The organism is Georgenia sp. G2120, assembly GCF_055326485.1.
Genome location: NZ_JBUZNL010000008.1, coordinates 107,794 through 125,342, shown reverse-complemented (window position 1 = coordinate 125,342; position 17,549 = coordinate 107,794). Strand labels below are relative to the sequence as shown.

Here is a 17,549-nt window from a genome sequence, read left to right as displayed (position 1 = left end):
TTCGAATCAGTGTTCGTGCAAGCGCTTGCACATGGGGGCGGGCGTTCTTCGCCCGCCCCTCCCGGTGCCTCAGGCGGCGTCGGCGTGCTCGGCCGCCAGCTCCTCGACCATGTCGAGAGTGCCCTCGGGCCACAGGTCGCCGTCGAACTGGTCGAACTCGCCGTCCAGCTCCTCGCGGAAGGCGTCGACGTCGACGTCGACGACGGTCATGTTCTCCTCGATGACCTCCATGGCGGACTCGAGCTCGGCACGCGTGGACTCGGTGACGTCCTCGCCCGCCTGCTCCATCTCCTCCTCGAGGATGGTGCGGTGCTCCTCGCACATGCCCTGCCACAGGTCGTCGTTGAGGTACCAGGCGCGCACGTCCCGGATGTAGTCCGTCGGCATGTAGTAGTCCTGGACCTCGTAGATGCTGTTGTTGACGACGGCAATGGATCCGGTCTCCTGGGCGTCGACCACGCCTTGGCGAAGAGAGAAGTACAGGTCGGACAAGGCGATGACCTGAGGTTCGGCCCCGAGAGCCACGGCGAATGCCTGAGGGATCGGTGCGTCCGCGATTCGGATTCTGAGCCCCTCCATCTGGTCGGGGGTCTCGATCGCGCGATTCGCGGTCAGGGCTCGGGGCTCGTTGTCCCCTGACGCATCGACGACTCGAACGCCGGTGGCCTCCGCCGCCTCGTCGAAGAGCTCGGCGAACTCCTCCGTCTCCAGGACCGCCTCGAACTGCTCGTAGCTGTCCCACAGGAACGGCACGGTGAGCGCCGTGAACGCCTCGGCACCCTCGAGGGTCGAGTACGTCGAGATCGTCTCGTAGTAGGCGTCGATCTCCCCGCTCGCGACGCCGGCGTAGGCGTCGTTCATGTCTCCGAGTTGACTGTCCGGATAGATCTGGACGTCGACGTCACCGTCCGTGCGCTCGGAGACGCGCTCAGACAGCTCCTCGGCTGCGATCGTCCCTGGGTCGTTGGCAGTTCGAATCATGGCGACTCGCAGCGTGGTCGGCTCGCACTCGCCGCCGCCCGCCCCTGAGTCCCCGCCGCCGTCGTCGCCGGTGAGGAAGCCGCAGCCTCCCAGGGCCAGTGCCCCGCCTGTCGCCACTGTCAGAACTCGTAGTCGTCGCATGGTGTCCCTACCTCCTTGTCGGGTGGTGGGAACTTTGCATGCAAGCGCTTGCACGTCAAGGTCTCAGGGCGAGGTTCTTGGTGTGTCGCAGATGTGCCGGGCCGGTCGGGGCGCAGTCAGCGCCCCGGCGCCGCGGCGAACGGGTCCTCGGCCCGGCTGCGCACCGGCACGATGTGCGTGCCGAACGGGAGGAAGGCGAGCGGCACCATCTTCCAGCACGCGATCCCGAACGGGATGCCGACGATCGTCAGGCAGAGCAGCGCCCCGGCGAACAGGTGGACGATCGCCAGCTCCCAGCCGAGGAGGACGATCCAGATGATGTTGGCGACGACGTGCAGGATGCCGAAGTCCCGTCGGAACTCCGCGCGGCGACCGAACGGCCAGACGACGTAGCCGGCGAGCCGGAACGACGCGATGCCGAACGGGATCGTGATGATGAGGAGGCAGGCGATGATCCCCGCGATCACGTAGAACAGGAAGAGCCAGAACCCGGCCAGGACGAACCACAGGATGTTGCCGAGGATGCGCATGGCACCACGGTAGGTGCGGGTCGCCCGGCGGTGTCGGCCGACGACGACGAGCGACATGCACGACGCCGAACTGCACGCCCGACCATCGCGGCCCTGAGCCGCACTCTCGACCAGTCATGGCTCCCAACCGCAATCTCGACGAGCACCAACCGCAGTCTCGGTGAACGGGCTAGGGGCGGCCGAACCCGCCGCCCCCGGGGGTCTCGACGACGAGTACGTCGCCGGGTCCCACCTCGACCGTCGCGACGCCGCCGAGCTCGACCAGCTCGCCGTCCGCGCGCTCGACCCGGTTCCGCCCCGGCGCACCCGGGGACCCGCCGGCCGCACCGAACGGGGCCACGCGCCGGTTGCCGGTGAGCAGGCTGACGGTGGTCGGCTCGAGGAAGCAGATCCGCCGGACGCCGCCGTCCCCGCCGCGCCAGCGCCCCGCGCCGCCGCTCCCGTGCCGCACCGCGTAGGACTCCAGCAGCACCGGCAGGCGCCACTCGAGGACCTCGGGGTCGGTGAGCCGCGAGTTCGTCATGTGGGTCTGGACCGTGTCGGTGCCGTCGAACCCGTCGCCCGCGCCGGAGCCGGACGCGAGGGTCTCGTAGTACTGGAACCGCTCGTTGCCGAACGTCACGTTGTTCATCGTCCCCGCGCCCTCCGCGAGCACCCCGAGGGCGCCGTACAGCGCGCTCGTCACCGCCTGCGACGTCTCGACGTTGCCGCCGACCACCGCTGCGGGGTGCTCCGGCGCGAGCATCGACCCCTCCGGCACGACGATCCGCAGCGGCCGCAGGCACCCGTCGTTGAGCGGGATGTCCGCCTCGACGAGGGTGCGGAACACGTACAGCACCGCGGCCCAGGTCACCGCCGTCGGGGCGTTGAGGTTGGTGCCCAGCTGGGCGGAGGTGCCGGTGAGGTCGATCGTCGCCTCGCGCGCCTGGCGGTCGACCTCGATGCGGACCCGGATGTGCGCGCCCGCGTCGGTCTCGTAGTCCCACGTCCCGCCGCTCAGGCGGGCGACGGCGCGGCGCACCGACTCCTCGGCGTTGTCCTGGACGTGCCCCATGTAGGCCTGGACGACCTCGAGCCCGTAGCGCTGGACGAGCGCCCGCACCTCGCTCACGCCGGTCGCGTTCGCGGCGACCTGGGCACGCAGGTCGGCGAGGTTCGTCGCCGGGTCGCGCGAGGGGTAGGGCCCCGAGGTGAGGAGCTCCTCGGTCGCGGCCTCGCGGAAGCGCTCGTCGTCGACGAGCAGCCAGTCGTCGAACAGGATCCCCTCCTCGTCCACCGTCGTCGACGTCGCGGGCATCGAGCCCGGCGTGAGCCCACCGATCTCCGCGTGGTGGCCGCGCGAGGCCACGAGGAACAGCAGCTCGGTCCCGTCGTCGTCGAAGACCGGGGTGACCACGGTGACGTCGGGCAGGTGCGTGCCCCCGTGGTACGGGTCGTTGACGGCGACGACCTGCCCGGGACGCAGCCGGTCCCCCCGGCGCCGCAGGACCTCCTGGACGGTGGCGCCCATCGACCCGAGGTGGACCGGGATGTGCGGGGCGTTGGCCACGAGGTGCCCCGTCGGGTCGAACAGGGCGCACGAGAAGTCGAGCCGCTCCTTGATGTTGACCGACTGCGCGGTCGCCTCGAGCCGCGCGCCCATCTGCTCGGCCACCGACATGAACAGGCTGTTGAACACCTCGAGCATGACCGGGTCCGCGACCGTGCCCGCGTTCGGGGCCTCGCGCGGGCTCGACCGCTCGAGCAGCAGCGCGCCGTCCTCGAGCACGCGGGCCCGCCACCCGGGCTCGACGACGGTCGTGGAGTCCGGGTCGGCGACGATCGCCGGTCCCTCGAGCGGGTCGGCGCCGATGCCCGCCCGACGCCGCAGCGGCACCTCGCGGGTCGTCCCGCCCACGTGCATGGTCACCTCGGCGGTGCCGCCGCCTGCGGCGTCGTCGGCGGCGATCGTCGGCCGGGGCGAGCGGACGACGGCCTCGACGGACACGGCCTCGACGACGAGCGGGCGGTCGAGGAGGAAGGAGTACGTGCGCCGGTGCTCCTCCTCGAACGCGGCACGCATCTGCGCGGGCGGGCCGAGCGGGACCTGCACGGCCGTGTCGGTGCGTTCGTAGCGCAGGTGCGCCCGCGCGGAGACCGCGACCTCGCCCGACGCCTCACCGGCCACCGCGCCGCGCGCCTGACCGGCCAGCTCCTCGGCGACGGCGCTCAGCGAGGGGGCGGCGTCGTCGTCGAGGACGGTCTCGACCGAGGTCTCGCGGATCGCCGTGACGTCGGCGAGTCCCATCCCGAGCGCGGACAGGACGCCGGCCATCGGCGGGACGAGGACCGTGGAGATGCCCAGCGCGTCCGCGACCCGGCAGGCGTGCTGGCCGCCGGCGCCGCCGAAGGTCGTCAGAGCGTGGTCGGTGACGTCGTGGCCGCGCCGGACGGAGACGTGCTTGATGGCGCCGGCCATCGTCGTGACGGCGACGTCGAGGAACCCCTCCGCCACCTCCTCGGGGGTGCGACGGTGGCCGGTCTCCTCGGCGAGCCGCTCGGCCAGCTCGGTGAACAGCCGGTCGACGACCTCGCGGTCGAGCGGCTCGTCCCCGCCGGGGCCGAAGACGTGCGGGAAGGAGTCCGGGTCGATCCGGCCGAGCTGGACGTTGGCGTCGGTGAGCGTGAGCGGGCCGCCGCGGCGGTAGCAGGCGGGCCCGGGGTCGGCGCCGGCCGAGTCCGGGCCGACCGTCAGCCGGCCGTCCGTCACGTGGAGGATCGATCCGCCCCCGGCGGCGACGGTGTGGATCGCGAGCATCGGCGCCCGCAGGCGGACGCCCGCGACCTCGGTGTGGAAGTCGCGCTCGAGCTCCCCGGCGTGGTGGGAGACGTCGGTGGAGGTGCCACCCATGTCGAAGCCGACGACCCGGTCGAGCCCGGAGCGCGCCGAGAGCTCGGCCATGCCGACGATGCCGCCGGCGGGGCCGGACAGGATCGCGTCCTTGCCGCGGAAGGTGTGGGCCTCGGTGAGGCCGCCGGAGGACTGCATGAACAGCAGCCGCACGCCGGGCAGCTCGGCGGCGACCTGGTCGACGTACCGGGCGAGGACGGGGGAGAGGTAGGCGTCGACGACCGTGGTGTCGCCGCGCGGGACCACCCGCATGAGTGGGCTGACCTCGCTGGAGATCGAGACCTGCCCGAACCCGAGGCGGCGCGCGAGGTCGCCGATCGCCCGCTCGTGCTCGGGGTGGAGGTGGCTGTGCAGGCACAGGACGGCGACGGCGTCGATGCCGTCGGCCCGGGCGCGGGCCAGCTCGGGCTCGAGGCCGGCCAGGTCGGGCGGCGTGAGCACCTCGCCGTGGGCGGTGATCCGCTCGTCGACCTCGATGACGCGGTCGTAGAGCATCTCGGCGAGCTCGATGCGTCGCTCGAAGATGTGCGGCCGCTCCTGGAAGCCGATCCGGAGCGCGTCGGCGAACCCGCGCGTGACGACGAGGACGGTGGGCTCGCCCGTCCGCTCGAGCAGGGCGTTGGTGGCGACCGTGGTGCCCATGCGGACGACCTCGACGTCGTCGGCGGGCACGGGCGTCCCGGGCGCGAGGCCGAGCACGTGCCGGATGCCGGCGACGGCGGCGTCCGCGTAGCGGTCCGGGTCGTGGGAGAGCAGCTTGTGCGAGGCGAGCGATCCGTCCGGGCGGCGGGCCACCACGTCCGTGAACGTCCCGCCGCGGTCGATCCAGAACTGCCATCCCGTCATGGCGCGAGCCTAGGCGGGCGATGCGCCGGCACATGCCCGCCTCGGGCCGGGCGTCGCGCTCGGTCGTGCCACCTACCCTGGTGGGAGACCCGCGCGAGTGCACGGGAGCCGATGCGGAGAGGTGACATGTCGACGACGACGAGGACCGGTGCCCTGGCACTCGGGACGGCCGGGCTGCTCGCCGCCGCCGGGTGCGGGGCCGGCGCGGAGGAGGCGGTGCCTGCGACCGACGCCGACGGCCTCGCGACCCAGGCCTGCGCCCTGGCGATCGAGGCGAGCGCGACCCCGGTCGACCAGTGGCAGGGATTCATCGGCGACGAGACGCAGGCGGAGGTGCTCATGGTCGCCGGTGCCTCCGGCATGCTCGGCGCCACCACCCAGGCCCCGCTCCCGGGGTACGAGGACCTGCTCGAGGATGCGACCTCGGTGCACCAGGGGATCTCGCGGATCGACACCGAGATGATGACCGAGGGCCTCGACGGCCTGGTGGCCGCCTGTGAGGAGCGCGGCCTGCCCGACGGCGAGGTCGACGTCGCGGAGGAGTCCCGCGTCGCCTACGCGTGCGCCCTCGTGACGGCCGTGAGCGACGACGGTCGGTCCGCCGAGGAGTGGTTGACGATCGGTCCGGACGCGCCGGACGAGGACGCCGTCGTCATGGCACAGGTGGGGGGCTTCTCCGGAGTCATGGGCGGGATGAACGGCCACGTGGTGCCGGGGCACGACGAGCTGTCGCGGGCGGCCGAGGGTGCGGTGCGCGGGCTCATGACGATTCACACCGAGGAGCTGGACGAGTCGGTCGACGCCGGCGCCGCGTACTGCGCGACCCTCTGACCCGACGCCGCCGGGGCGTCCGTGTCGGAGCCCGCCGCCCGCCGCAGGCGCAGCAGCCGCATGGCGTTGACGATGACGACGAGCACCGAGGCCTCGTGCACGAGCATCCCGATCGCCATCGTCACGCCTCCGGCGAAGACGCCGGCGAGCAGAGCGGCGACGGTGATCAGCGCGATCGCGATGTTCTGCCGCATGACGGACACCGTGCGCCTGGCCAGCCCGATCGCCTCGGGAAGCCGCAGGAGGTTGTCGCCCATGAGGGCGATGTCCGCGGTCTCGACGGCGACGGCCGAACCGGCCGCCCCCATGGCCACCCCGATGTCGGCGGTGGCCAGGGCGGGGGCGTCGTTGACGCCGTCGCCGACCATCGCGACCGTGTGCCCCTGCTCCTGCAGGTCGCGCACGGCGTCGAGCTTGTCCTCCGGCAGCAGGCCGGCGCGGACCTCGTCGACGCCGGTGGCCCGCCCGATCGCCTCGGCCACGAGTGGGGCGTCGCCGGTGAGCATGACGACCGTCTTCACGCCCGCCTCGTGCAGCTCGCGCACCATGCGGGCGGCGTCGGTGCGGACGCGGTCCGCGACGGCGACGACCCCGACGACGGCGTCGTCGACCGCGACGATCATCGGCGTGCGGCCGGCCGACGCGAGGCGGTCGGCCTCGGCCGCGGCCCCGACGGCGTCGGGGACGTGGAACTGCTCGAGCAGGGCGGCGTTGCCGATGAGCACCCGGCGGCCGCCGGTCCGTGCGGCGATGCCCTTGCCCGGGACGGGTTCGGTCGACTCGGGCAGGCCCGGGGTGCCGAGGTCCTGCTCCCGGGCGGCGTCGAGGATCGGCCGGGCGAGCGGGTGCTCGGAGCCGGCCTCGCCGCGGGCGGCCCAGGCGAGGATGTCGTCCTCGGACCAGTCCGGGTCCAGGGAGACGACGTCGGTCAGGTGCGGGGTGCCCTCGGTGAGGGTGCCGGTCTTGTCCACGGCGACGGCGTCGATCCGTGCGGAGGTCTCCAGGTACTCGCCGCCCTTGATGAGGATGCCGTCCCGGGCGGCGCGGCCGATGCCGGCGACGATGGCCACCGGGATCGAGATGACGAGAGCGCCCGGGCAGCCGATGACGAGCAGGGTCAGCGCGAGCACGACGTCGCCCGTGACGAGGCCGGCGAGCAGGGCGAGCACCATGATGCCCGGGGTGTACCAGCGGGAGAACCGGTCGATGAACGCGGCGGTCCGGGCCCTGGCGTCCTGGGCCTCCTCGACGCGGTGGATGATCCGGGCGAGCGTGGTGTCCGCGCCTACTCCGGTGGCCTCGACCTGGAGGAACCCGCTGCGCGAGATCGTGCCGGCGAAGACCTGGTCCCCCTCGGTCTTCTCGGCGGGGATCGACTCGCCGGTGATGGAGGCCTCGTCGAGCGCCCCGGTCCCGCCGACGACGATGCCGTCGACGGGCACCCTGGCGCCGTTCTTCACGAGCACGGTCTCGCCCGTGGCGACGGCGGCGGCCGGGACCTCGACCTGCTCGCCGTCGCGCAGGACGACGGCGACGTCGGGGGCCACGGCGACGAGCTCGGCCAGTGCCGAACGCGTCTTGTTCATCGTCCTCGCCTCGAGGGCGTGGCCGAGCGCGAACAGGAACGTCACCGCGGCCGCCTCCCAGACCTGACCGATGACCAGCGCGCCGGCGGCGGCGACGGTGACGAGCAGGTCGATGCCGATGGTGCGCACCATGAGGGCGCGGAGCGCCTTGACGGCGATCGGTGCGCCGGCCACGACCGCCGCGGCCGCCATGAGGATCCGGCCGGCGAGCAGCGAGCCGAGCGCGTACTCGGCGACGAAGGCGGTGGCGATGAGGACGCCGGCGGCGACAGGGACGCCCCAGGGGCCCCGCCACCGGCTGCGCATCGTGCTCATGTGAGTGTTCTCCTCCCCAGCGGTGCCGGGCGCCGTCAGAACGCCGAGAGCGTGGCCGTGTAGCCCGCCCTGGCGATCGCCGCGACGACGTCGTCGGTGGAGGTGAGCGCGGGGTCGTGGTCGACGACGACGCGTGCGGAGGAGAAGTGCACCGTCACGTCGTGCACGCCGGGCAGGCGGCCGACCTGCTTCTCGATCTTCGCCACGCACGAGGGGCACGAGAACCCCTCGGCGCGGAAGGTGGAACGGGTGGTGGGGGTGGTCGTCGTGGTCATGACTCGTGCCCTTCTCGTCGGTGCGGGTGCTGATGTCCCTCACCGTAGGAAGGCGCGCCCGAGGGCAACATGACGCGCGTCAATCAACCGCGAACGGCCCTTCCGGGCGGGGGGAGACCGGTCGCCCACCCGGTCACGACCCGCTGCCGTGCGGGTCCTGGCCGCGGCCGCGGGATCGACGCCGGGCGCGCGGGTCAGGCGGCGTCGCGGACGGCGGCGAGCCGGTCGATGTCCGCCAGGGCGACCCAGCGGCGGCCCGACTCGACGAGGCCGTCCCGTCGCCAGCGGCTGAGCAGCCTGCTGACGGACTCGGTCGCCGAGCCGGTGAGCGCCGCGAGGTCCTCGCGGCCGAGCGGGGCCTGCAGGAGCGTCATCCCCTCCCAGGGTTCGCCGATCTTCTCGGCGAGGACGAGCAGGGCCGCGGCGAGCCGCTGCTCCAGCGGCGCCCCGGAGAGCAGGTGGACGAACTCGTGCGCCTCGGCGAGCCGCTGCCCGATCCGGTGGAGCGCGGCGACGGCGACTCGGGGGAGCTCGTCGACGAGCGCGGCGAACTGCTCGCTGCTCACGTGCAGGAGGCAGGTGAAGGTCAGCGCGCGGGCGTCGTCCGGGTAGGTGCCGACGCCGAGCGACGGCAGTGCCCCGAACGACTCGCCGGGTCCGTGCAGCCCGAGCAGGGTCTCGCGGCCGTCGATCGCGGTACGCGAGACGCGGCTGAGGCCGGCGGCGGGGATGAAGAGACGGTCGGCGGGATCGCCCGAGTGATAGATCGGCTCGCCCGCCGCGTAGTGCCCTGCGCGGAAGTGGGTGTCGACGGCGGCGAGCTCGGCGGGAGGGAGGCCGGTGAACAGCGGGTCGCGCCCGAGCACCGCGAGGCGGAGCTGCGGGGTGCAGGCGTGCGGGTCGATGACCGGCTCGGTGAGCGGGGTGTGTCGCCGCTCGGTCATGGCTCCTGCCCTTCGTGTCCGTCCCGGTGCCGTCCGCTCCGGTGGGCCCGTGGCCAGGATAGGAGCCCGATCAGGAGTTCTGGGCTCGTTGTCCCCGTGGTCCCGTCCGGATCCTCGGCTCTCGGCCCCACGCATCCCGACCCTCGGTCCTCGCTGCCGCGACCCCGCAGCTCTCGGCACCCCGCGGCCGGCGGTCTCCCTGGCGGGAGGCGCCTCTCACGGAGATGACAGGTCGCTCACGACGGTGTCCTCGGTGCCACAGATCGGGTCGGCACAGTAGAGGTCATCAAGGAGGACGGCCACAGGGCCCGTCCGAGGATCGGCCGCAGGGCCACGAGAGGACAGACCATGAGCAAGACGATGTGGATCACCACCGGCACGCTGGCCGCGGCCGCGATCGTCGCCGGCAGCTCGGTGGCCATCGCCGACGGCGAGTCCGCGTCGGAGTCGGCCTCCGGCGGCGCCACCACGAGCGCGGACGGCCGCGAGCTGCGCGTGCTCCCGCAGCTCTCGACGCCGCTGCTCTCGGCCCCCTCGGCCGTGGACCCCGCGGACCCGCGGAGCAACACCTCCGCCGTCACCGCCCACTCGGCCGACCGCACCCCGAGCGCGCCGTCGACCGCCTCCCCGGTCTCGGCCCAGTCGCCGGTCTCGGCGCAGTCCCTGGTCTCGGCCCCGAGCCCCGTCTCGGCGCCCTCACCGGTCTCGCCGGTCAGCCCGGTCTCCGCCCCGTCCGCGCCGAGCCCTGCCCCGGCGCCGCGCCAGCAGGCCCCGGCCCCCGCGCCGGCCCCCGCGCCCGTCCCGGCTCCCGCGCCGGCCCCGGCGCCCGTCCCCGCGCCGAACTACTCGGCAGACTCGGGCGTCTCGGCGGCCTCCGGGTGGTCCGCGGAGTCGGGCTGGTCGGCCGACTCCGGCGACTGACCGACGCCGGTCCATCGGTTCGCGCCCCCCGGGCGAACCGAGAAGGCCCGGTCGGGGCGACCTGCAGGTCACCCCGACCGGGCCTTCGTCGTCGGTCGGTGGTTCGTGCCGACGAGGCAGCGTCGGTGCAGTGACTCAGCCGGTCAGGCGACGCTGCGCGGCCCGGCGGCGTGCGCGAGAGGCGCGTCCGGGCGCGACGCGCGCCTCCGGCGTCGGGCCTCGAGGACGAGGGTGATGCCGAGGATCGACGCCCACAGCGGCAGCGGCCACAGGGTGAGGCGCTCGGGGATCGACCAGTTCCGGTCCATCGAGACGAGGGTGACCGTGACGATCGCGGAGCCGAGGCAGAACACCCCGATCCCGACGCCGAGCCCGCCCACCGTGCGCAGCGCCCCGCTCTCGCGGTCGAGCTGGAACGCCAGCAGGGTCGCGGCGGCCGGGGCGAAGAAGAAGATCGGCACGGAGACGAGCGAGTGCAGGTCGATGATCGTGTTGATCGGGACGAGCGCCGTGCCGATCGCGCTGAGCCCCGCGCAGACGAACAGCGCCCGGGTGACGGCGCGCAGCCGGGACGGCGGGAGCGCGGTGCTGACGAGCCACGCGCCGGTCGCGAGCAGGATGCCGAACGCGGCGAACGCGCCGTTCATCAGCGGGTGCCACGGCGAGCAGACCTCGACCCAGCCCCACCGGTAGGGGATCCACGCGCAGGCCGACGCGCCCAGGTCGGAGATCGTGTGGGTGAGGAAGGAGAACGGGGCGGTCACCCGCGAGGCGACGACGATCTCCACCAGCCAGTACAGCGGGAGGATCGTCCACAGGGCGGCGCCGAGCAGGGCGGCCCTGGGGATCGGTCGGGTGGGGGCGCCGGGCACCTGGTCTCCTCGTGCTCTCGCGCCGGACGGTGGTCGGCGACTCGTGGCGAATGCGAATGCGGTTGTCGGGACGGATGACGCCCGCGGCCGTGCTCGGTCCAGGTTCGTCGGCCCGCGGGTCGTGGTCAAACGACGGTCGCGGGAAGTTCAGCCCTGCTCGTCCGGCGTCGTGCTCGTCGTCGTGCCCGTTTCTGCGGTCGGGCCGTCCGGCCCCGGCAGGTAGGCGGTGTACTTCGCGTTCGACCCACGGGCGAGCTCGGCCGGGTACTTCGCGGCGTTCGCCTCGATCTTGGCCTCCCACGCCGCACCGAGGTCGAGCCCGAGGCTGTCGGCGGCCTGCACGAGGTAGGACAGGACGTCGGCGAGCTCGTCCCCGAGGGCGCGTGCGCCGTCGGGGGTCGCGGCGAGCGCGTGCAGCTCGTCGTCCGTGCGCCACTGCGTGAGCTCGGCCAGCTCGCCGACCTCGCCGACGAGGGCGAGGACGAGGTTGCGGGGGGAGTGGAACTGCGCCCAGTCCCGCTCGTCGGCGAAGGTCCGCAGGGAGTCGCGTACGTGCTCGAGGTCCATGAGGCCGTTCTACCGTGCCGGGCTGGTGCGGGGGTGGCGGCTACTCGAGCCCGTTCGCCCGCCGCGCCATGTGCTCGCGGATGCCGCGCAGGTGCCGGTCGACCATGCGTTCGATGCGCTCGTGGAGGTCGGAGGCCCCCGGCAGCGCGGCGGGGTGCGCGACGAAGGCCAGGTACATGGCGGTGCCCTCGACCGAGGCGATGAGGTCGGTCGCGTCCTCCTCCGTCGGCTGGTGCTCGCCCTCGGCCCGCTCGAGCAGCGTGACCGTCAGGTCGCGGATGCTCGCCCCGATCGTCTCCTGCCAGATCGTGTCGAAGACGTCGGGGTAGATCCGCGCCTCGATGTTGAGCCGGTAGAGCGCGGGTCCGAACGTGCCGCCGTACTGGCTGATCCGCCGGTTGGCGGCGAAGATCAGCAGGTCGCGCACGGTCGGGGCGTCGGCACCGTCCGCGTCCGGCGCCACGACCGTCACGTCGACGTGCTTGAGGGCGTCGATGAGGAGCGCCTGCTTGTCCGTCCACCGCAGGTAGATCGAGGACTTGCCCAGTCCCGCCTCCGCGGCCACGGAATCGAGCGAGAGTCCGGCCCAGCCGCGCTGGCCGAACAGCTCGAGCACCGCGGCGAACGCCTTGCGCTCGGCGTCGGCGTTTCGCGGCCGCCCCGGTCCGCGGCGCGGGGCCACGACGGGGGTCCGCCGCGCCATCCGCGCCCGACCCGCGCGGGCCTCGCTCGGGTCGAAGTGGTACCCGCCGGGTGGCGGCAGGCGGTCGCCCGCGGCGAGCCACGGCTCGAACGGGCGGCCGGAGATCGTCGCCCGGCGCCGTGAGGGGCGGTTGTCCTCCGGGTGCGGGTCGAGCTCGGTCGGGGAGAGCGGCTCGAGCGTGGTCGGACGCGGAGGAGCAGAGGCGGCGGGTGGCGCCGGGGGAGGCTGCGTGGCGGGCGCGGTCGTGCGCGTCCACGGCAGGGGCCGGCGTCCGGGGGGAGTGCTCTGGTCGTCCATCGGGATCCTCGTTCTGCGCGGTCCCTCGGTCCGTCGGGGGCGCGCCTCGGTCAGGAGTGGGCCGCCGCCAGCGCGAGCGTGAGGGCGAGGGTGAAGCGGGTCTCCCGGTCCTCGGGCGACATGTCCCCCGAGTGGTCGAGCAGGTGGTCGGAGACCGTGAGGACAGCGAGGGCCTCGCGACCGTGCTCGGCAGCCACGCCGTACAGGCCGGCGGCCTCCATCTCGACCGCCAGCGTGCCGTAGGACGCGAGCGCCTCGTTGAGCTCGGGGGCGTTGCCGTAGAAGTGGTCGCGAGACACGATCGGGGCGACGTGCACGGGGGTGTCGCCGGCGTGCTCCTTCGAGGCCTCGACGGCGGCGGCGACGAGGTTGAAGCTCGCGATCGCGGAGAAGTGCAGGCCGGGCAGGCGAGGCACGTTGATGGCGGAGTCGGTGTGCGCGCCGAGGGCGACGACGACGTCGCCGACCTTCACGTGCCGGGCGAGGCCGCCGGCGGTGCCGACGCGGATGATGCGCTGCACTCCGAAGTGCTCGAACAGCTCGTTGGCGTACAGGACGGTCGAGGCCATGCCCATGCCCGAGGCCATGACCGAGAGCGGCTTGCCGTCGACCTCGCCGGTGAAGACCTTGTTCGCCCGCACGTCGGAGACCACGCGGGCCTCCGGCATGAGGAGCTCGGCGATGCGCGCGGCACGGCGCGGGTCTCCGGGCAGAAGGACGGCGGGAGCGATGTCGCCGGGCTCGGCGGCGATGTGGGGCGTAGCCATGGGGGGAATCCTGACGTCGACGTCGACGCCGCAGGTGACGACGTCGTGTGAATGATCCCACGGATCGTCCCGTGCGTGGGTCGGTCGGACGCACGAACGCTCCCCCACCCGCGGGTGGAGGAGCGTTCGTCGTGCGTCTCTGACGCGTGAGGCGGGTCGGTCAGCGGCGGACGCCGAGGGTGTCGGAGCCGTCGCCGTCCCAGTCGCCGACGAACACCTCGTCGCCGGAGCGGCCGTAGTTCTGCTCGATGTCCGCCCAGCCGGACTCGAGCGAGTCGGAGACCAGGTAGAGGTTGCCGCGGCGCGTGGCGAACGTGTCCGCCCCGTCCCCGTCCCAGTCGCCGACGAGGACCTCGTCCGAGTCACGGCCGTAGTCGAGCTCGGCGTCCGCCCAACCGGTCGTCAGGCTGTTCGACACGAAGTAGCTGTTCCCGCGGCGAACGGCGAAGGTGTCCACGCCGTCGGCGTCGTAGTCGCCGACCAGCACCTGGTCGTCCGCGCGCCCGTAGTCGAGCTCGGCGTCCGCCCAGCCGGACTCGTGGGAGTTCGTCAGGAAGTAGGAGTTCTCGCGGCGCACGGCGAAGGAGTCCGCCCCGTCGCCGTCCCAGTCGCCCACGAGCACGGTGTCGTTCGCGCGGCCGTAGCTCAGCTCGACCTCGGCAGCACCCCCGTACAGGGAGTTCGACAGGTAGTAGGCGTTGCCCCGCCGCACGGCCAGGGTGTCGACGTTGTCGCCGTCCCAGTCGCCCGCGAGGACCGTGTCGCCCGGGCGGCCGAAGGAGAACTCGTGCTCGGCGCGGCCGTCCCAGCCGTTGTTGAGGTAGAAGCCGCGACCCGGGGTCGGGGGCGTCGGCTCACCCGGCTCCTCGGGCTCCTCCGGGTCCTCGGTCTCGGCCCACAGCTCGTCGAGCAGGACCTGGCCGATGTCCGTGTTGTCGAGGTAGCTGCCGCGGACCGGGTCCTCGCCGGTGGCGCGGGCGTCGAACGCCTCGGAGCCGGCGCCGCGCGCGTAGAAGGGGACGAGCTGGTTCGAGTGCCCCTCGCGGTGCCACTCGTGGTCCGGCAGCTCGCCGGCGCCGTTGGAGAGCAACGGCGTCCAGGTCTCGCCGGCGCCGGGACCGGTGATGTAGCCGGCCTCGTGGTCGGCGGTGACGATCACCATCGTGTCGTCCCAGGAGCTGTTCGTCTCGACCCAGGTGGAGATGGCCTCGACGGTCTCGTTGAGGGTGATGGTCTCCTCGATGGCCCGGGCGGGCGCGTTGAGCTCGGAGGACCAGTCGATCGCGCCGCTCTCGACGGCGAGGAAGAAGCCCTCGTCGGAGGAGCTGTCGAGCACGTTGAGCGCGCCGAGCGTCATCTCGGACAGCGTCGGGACCGACTCGAGGAAGGGGTCGGTGAAGGGCGCGTCGCTGTCGCCGTCGCCGCGGGCCTCCTGGGTGGTGGTCCAGGCCTGGGCGAAGCCGACCACGTGGGTCGGCGGGGCGTCGGTCTCGGCGAGCTCCTGGAAGTCGGCGCGCTCCTCGATCAGCTGGAACGGGGTCTCGCCGTTCGCGAGGCGCGTCCAGGTCTCCTCGCTGATGTAGTTGTAGTCGGGGGCGTCGTAGCGGTCGCCGTTGTCGTCGTACCAGGGGTGCCCCGCGCCCATGACCACGTTGAGGCCGCTCTCGTCGACCAGCAGGTCGGAGACGGCGAGGTAGTCGAGGCGGCTCTCGTTGTGGACCGCGAACGACGCCGTCGTCGGGTGGGGGACGACCACGTTGGTGACGACGCCCGTGGCGCGCCCCTGGGCCTGGGCCCGCTCGACCACGTTCTCGATCGGCTGCCCCTCGGGGTCGATGCCGACGGCCTGGTTGGTCGTCTTGACGCCGGTCGCCATCGCGGTGGCGGCGGCGGCCGAGTCGGTGGACGCGGCGGCGACGGACTCCTCGAGGCTGCCCCACATGATGTCGGGGTCGTAGGAACCACCGTCGGAGTAGGTGCTCATGCCGTGCTGGACGGGCCAGCTCTCGTAGACCTGGGTGGGGGTGTCGCCGTCGACGTCCTCGACGGTGCCCGTGGCCGGGTCGACCGCCACCTGGTAGCGGCTCTGGTCGGCCTCGAACATCGAGGCCATGTCGATGTGGTTGTAGCCCATGCCGTCCCCGACGACGACGATGACGTTCTCGGGAGCGCCGTCCGCCCCGCCGCCGATCGTGGTGACGTCGGGGGCCGCCGGGGCCCCGCCGGCGGTCTCGTCGGTCGACGGCGTCCCGTCGGCCGGCTCGTCAGCGACCGCGGGGGTGGCGAGGGCCGAGAGGACGACGGCGCCGGCGGCCGCGAGCCCGAGGCCGGAGAGCCGTCGTCGGCTCCGAAGCGTGTGCATGCGTGATCTCCTTCGAGGGGACAGGTGTGTGACGCCGTCCACTGGGTTGGGGAACGAGGGGGCCGGACGGCGCGGCGACGGTACGGAGGGGAACCGTCCGCGGGGCGATGAGCGGGCGAACAGCAGCCGTCGGGGCAGTGAATGGGCAGGTCCCACATGTGAGCGGAGTGCACGGGTCGCGAGGTGTTCGGTCGAGGGACGCGCGAGGGACGCGTGCCGGACACATGGGCTTCCTAGCGTCCGGCGCGTCCGAAACCAGCCAGACGAAGGGGACGTCTCCATGGCTACCACCACCCACCGCACCGATCTTTCGCTCGCCGGACGGCGCGCACGGGCGCTCGCCGCCCTCGCCGTCGCCACCACGGCGGCCGGAGCCGTCGTCGCGCTCCCGTCCGCCGCGGACGAGCCGACGGTACCCGCGGACGAGCCGACGGCCGCCGGCTCCTCGAACACCCCGGGAGCTGCCACCGACGGCCCGACCGCGGACTCCGAGCAGGTCGAGATCGAGCGGACGGCGGCGAGCGAGCTCGCCGACGGTGTCCGGCAGGAGACCTTCCGCGTGACGACCCCGGAGGGCGCGTCGACCGCCACCCTCCTGGCCGTCGACCTCGACGAGGCGGAGACGGACCTGCTCACCGGCCCGACGATCACCACGCCCCAGCGGCTCGACGACATGGCCGGGGCCGCGGGAGCGATCGCCGCCGTCAACGGCGACTTCTTCCAGAACACGGTCGACGCCACCCACGGCGACATCTCCGCCACGTTCGCGGCGGTCGGCGTCGAGATCCGAGACGGCGAGATCCGCCAGTCCGCGGTCCCGTACGCGCAGCGCCACGGCGAGGGGCTCGACCGGGAGTGGAACGACGGCGACGAGGTCGTCGGGGTCACGCGCTCGGGCCACGGGGTCGTCACCGACGTCTCGCTCGACGCCTTCGTCACCGCCCGCGGGCAGGGCCGGATCGACGTCGACGGGCTCAACCAGTACGGGATGGCCACGGACGAGATCACGATCTTCGACGCGCGCTGGGGCGACACGTGGGGCGACGACACCCGCGCACGCGCCGCGTGCGGCGACGAGGTCGACCGTGGCTCGCTGTGCACGGACGACGTCCTCGAGGTCCTCGTCGAGGACGGTCGCGTGGTTGAGCTCTCCGACGAGGCCGGCGGCACCGGGGCCCTCGGCGACGGCCAGCAGGTCCTGCTCGGCCGCGAGGACGGCGCCGACGAGCTGCGCGCCCTCGAGGTCGGGGACCGCGTCAACACGCACGTGCGCTCGCGCTCGGACGCCCCGGGCCGCCTCGACTGGGCGATCGGGGGCGCCGTCGTTGTCCGCGACGGCGTCGTCGGCGAGATCCCCGAGCGTCCCCTCAACCCGCGCACCCTCGCGGGTGTCTCGCGGGACGGCGGGACGCTCCACCTCGTCTCCGTCGACGGTCGGAACCCCGACAGCGTCGGCATCTCCACCCGCGACGCCGCCGTGCTGATGGACGAGCTCGGCTCCGACGACGCGGTCCTGCTCGACGGCGGCGGGTCGACGACCATGATCGGCCGCCCCGACCTCGACTCCGAGTTCTCCCTGCTCAGCCGCAGCCGCGAGGCCGGCATCGAGGTCCTGCGCGAGGTGCCCAACGGCATCGGCGTCTTCCCGGGCTGACCGGGCCGGGGACGCCACGACGGCGGGTGCGCCGGACCTCGGTCCGGCGCACCCGCCGTCGTCGTCG

The 17,549-nt window shown here is 73.3% G+C and carries 14 protein-coding genes; 3 read left to right on the top strand and 11 right to left on the bottom strand.

Annotation, left to right across the window (positions count from 1 at the left end; translation table 11 throughout):
• Positions 1 to 69: 69 nt before the first annotated feature.
• From ACZLMO_RS10545 to ACZLMO_RS10535, 3 genes are all read right to left on the bottom strand, one after another.
• Positions 70 to 981 (bottom strand): TRAP transporter substrate-binding protein, encoded by a 912-nt coding sequence (locus ACZLMO_RS10545; protein WP_425712911.1) that lies wholly within the window; start codon positions 979 to 981, stop codon positions 70 to 72.
• Between the two features lie 257 nt (positions 982 to 1,238).
• Positions 1,239 to 1,652, bottom strand: coding sequence for a YccF domain-containing protein (locus tag ACZLMO_RS10540; RefSeq protein WP_425712912.1), 414 nt, complete (start codon positions 1,650 to 1,652; stop codon positions 1,239 to 1,241).
• 169 nt (positions 1,653 to 1,821) lie between these two features.
• Positions 1,822 to 5,388, bottom strand: coding sequence for a hydantoinase B/oxoprolinase family protein (locus ACZLMO_RS10535; RefSeq protein WP_463653721.1), 3,567 nt, complete (start codon positions 5,386 to 5,388; stop codon positions 1,822 to 1,824).
• A 126-nt stretch (positions 5,389 to 5,514) separates the two neighbouring features.
• On the opposite strand from ACZLMO_RS10535, the gene ACZLMO_RS10530 reads away from it, so the two are divergent.
• Positions 5,515 to 6,219, top strand: a complete 705-nt coding sequence (locus tag ACZLMO_RS10530; protein WP_463653720.1) for a hypothetical protein — start codon at positions 5,515 to 5,517, stop codon at positions 6,217 to 6,219.
• Here the strand turns inward: ACZLMO_RS10530 and ACZLMO_RS10525 are convergent.
• From ACZLMO_RS10525 to ACZLMO_RS10515, 3 genes are all read right to left on the bottom strand, one after another.
• Positions 6,159 to 8,120, bottom strand: a complete 1,962-nt coding sequence (locus ACZLMO_RS10525) for a heavy metal translocating P-type ATPase (protein WP_463653719.1) — start codon at positions 8,118 to 8,120, stop codon at positions 6,159 to 6,161. The two genes, ACZLMO_RS10530 and ACZLMO_RS10525, sit on opposite strands and share 61 nt — an antisense overlap.
• Before the next feature lie 35 nt (positions 8,121 to 8,155).
• Positions 8,156 to 8,395, bottom strand: a complete 240-nt coding sequence (locus ACZLMO_RS10520) for a heavy-metal-associated domain-containing protein (RefSeq protein ID WP_463653718.1) — start codon at positions 8,393 to 8,395, stop codon at positions 8,156 to 8,158.
• Positions 8,396 to 8,589: 194 nt separating this feature from the next.
• On the bottom strand, positions 8,590 to 9,339 hold the full coding sequence (locus tag ACZLMO_RS10515; RefSeq protein WP_463653717.1) for a Crp/Fnr family transcriptional regulator: 750 nt from the start codon (positions 9,337 to 9,339) through the stop codon (positions 8,590 to 8,592).
• 348 nt (positions 9,340 to 9,687) lie between these two features.
• On the opposite strand from ACZLMO_RS10515, the gene ACZLMO_RS10510 reads away from it, so the two are divergent.
• Positions 9,688 to 10,260 (top strand): hypothetical protein, encoded by a 573-nt coding sequence (locus tag ACZLMO_RS10510; protein WP_463653716.1) that lies wholly within the window; start codon positions 9,688 to 9,690, stop codon positions 10,258 to 10,260.
• A 143-nt stretch (positions 10,261 to 10,403) separates the two neighbouring features.
• Here ACZLMO_RS10510 and ACZLMO_RS10505 read toward each other — a convergent pair whose 3' ends face one another.
• The 5 genes from ACZLMO_RS10505 to ACZLMO_RS10485 form a co-directional block, all read right to left on the bottom strand.
• A complete protein-coding gene (locus ACZLMO_RS10505) occupies positions 10,404 to 11,132 on the bottom strand; it encodes a DUF998 domain-containing protein (protein ID WP_463653715.1) in 729 nt (242 codons plus the stop codon).
• Between the two features lie 147 nt (positions 11,133 to 11,279).
• Positions 11,280 to 11,699, bottom strand: coding sequence for a nucleotide pyrophosphohydrolase (locus tag ACZLMO_RS10500; protein WP_425712920.1), 420 nt, complete (start codon positions 11,697 to 11,699; stop codon positions 11,280 to 11,282).
• A gap of 40 nt (positions 11,700 to 11,739) precedes the next feature.
• Positions 11,740 to 12,699, bottom strand: a complete 960-nt coding sequence (locus ACZLMO_RS10495; protein ID WP_463653714.1) for a TetR/AcrR family transcriptional regulator — start codon at positions 12,697 to 12,699, stop codon at positions 11,740 to 11,742.
• A gap of 50 nt (positions 12,700 to 12,749) precedes the next feature.
• Positions 12,750 to 13,466 carry a purine-nucleoside phosphorylase gene (locus tag ACZLMO_RS10490; protein ID WP_425712922.1) on the bottom strand — a complete coding sequence of 239 codons (717 nt, stop codon included), beginning with the start codon at positions 13,464 to 13,466 and terminating at the stop codon, positions 12,750 to 12,752.
• A 160-nt stretch (positions 13,467 to 13,626) separates the two neighbouring features.
• The gene (locus ACZLMO_RS10485; RefSeq protein WP_463653713.1) at positions 13,627 to 15,828 is read right to left on the bottom strand and encodes an alkaline phosphatase; all 2,202 of its coding nucleotides are present in this window, start codon (positions 15,826 to 15,828) and stop codon (positions 13,627 to 13,629) included.
• Between the two features lie 280 nt (positions 15,829 to 16,108).
• Here ACZLMO_RS10485 and ACZLMO_RS10480 point away from each other — a divergent pair, with 280 nt between their 5' ends.
• Positions 16,109 to 17,482 carry a phosphodiester glycosidase family protein gene (locus ACZLMO_RS10480; RefSeq protein WP_425712924.1) on the top strand — a complete coding sequence of 458 codons (1,374 nt, stop codon included), beginning with the start codon at positions 16,109 to 16,111 and terminating at the stop codon, positions 17,480 to 17,482.
• The last annotated feature ends 67 nt before the right edge of the window (positions 17,483 to 17,549 follow it).

Bases quoted from the DNA above. Each gene is read 5' to 3' on its own strand.
- ACZLMO_RS10480 (WP_425712924.1), top strand. From the start codon at position 16,109: ATGGCTACCACCACCCACCGCACCGATCTTTCGCTCGCCGGACGGCGC.
- ACZLMO_RS10515 (WP_463653717.1), bottom strand. From the start codon at position 9,339: ATGACCGAGCGGCGACACACCCCGCTCACCGAGCCGGTCATCGACCCG.
- ACZLMO_RS10545 (WP_425712911.1), bottom strand. From the start codon at position 981: ATGATTCGAACTGCCAACGACCCAGGGACGATCGCAGCCGAGGAGCTG.
- ACZLMO_RS10510 (WP_463653716.1), top strand. From the start codon at position 9,688: ATGAGCAAGACGATGTGGATCACCACCGGCACGCTGGCCGCGGCCGCG.
- ACZLMO_RS10495 (WP_463653714.1), bottom strand. From the start codon at position 12,699: ATGGACGACCAGAGCACTCCCCCCGGACGCCGGCCCCTGCCGTGGACG.
- ACZLMO_RS10500 (WP_425712920.1), bottom strand. From the start codon at position 11,699: ATGGACCTCGAGCACGTACGCGACTCCCTGCGGACCTTCGCCGACGAG.
- ACZLMO_RS10540 (WP_425712912.1), bottom strand. From the start codon at position 1,652: ATGCGCATCCTCGGCAACATCCTGTGGTTCGTCCTGGCCGGGTTCTGG.
- ACZLMO_RS10535 (WP_463653721.1), bottom strand. From the start codon at position 5,388: ATGACGGGATGGCAGTTCTGGATCGACCGCGGCGGGACGTTCACGGAC.
- ACZLMO_RS10485 (WP_463653713.1), bottom strand. From the start codon at position 15,828: ATGCACACGCTTCGGAGCCGACGACGGCTCTCCGGCCTCGGGCTCGCG.
- ACZLMO_RS10530 (WP_463653720.1), top strand. From the start codon at position 5,515: ATGTCGACGACGACGAGGACCGGTGCCCTGGCACTCGGGACGGCCGGG.
- ACZLMO_RS10520 (WP_463653718.1), bottom strand. From the start codon at position 8,395: ATGACCACGACGACCACCCCCACCACCCGTTCCACCTTCCGCGCCGAG.
- ACZLMO_RS10490 (WP_425712922.1), bottom strand. From the start codon at position 13,466: ATGGCTACGCCCCACATCGCCGCCGAGCCCGGCGACATCGCTCCCGCC.
- ACZLMO_RS10525 (WP_463653719.1), bottom strand. From the start codon at position 8,120: ATGAGCACGATGCGCAGCCGGTGGCGGGGCCCCTGGGGCGTCCCTGTC.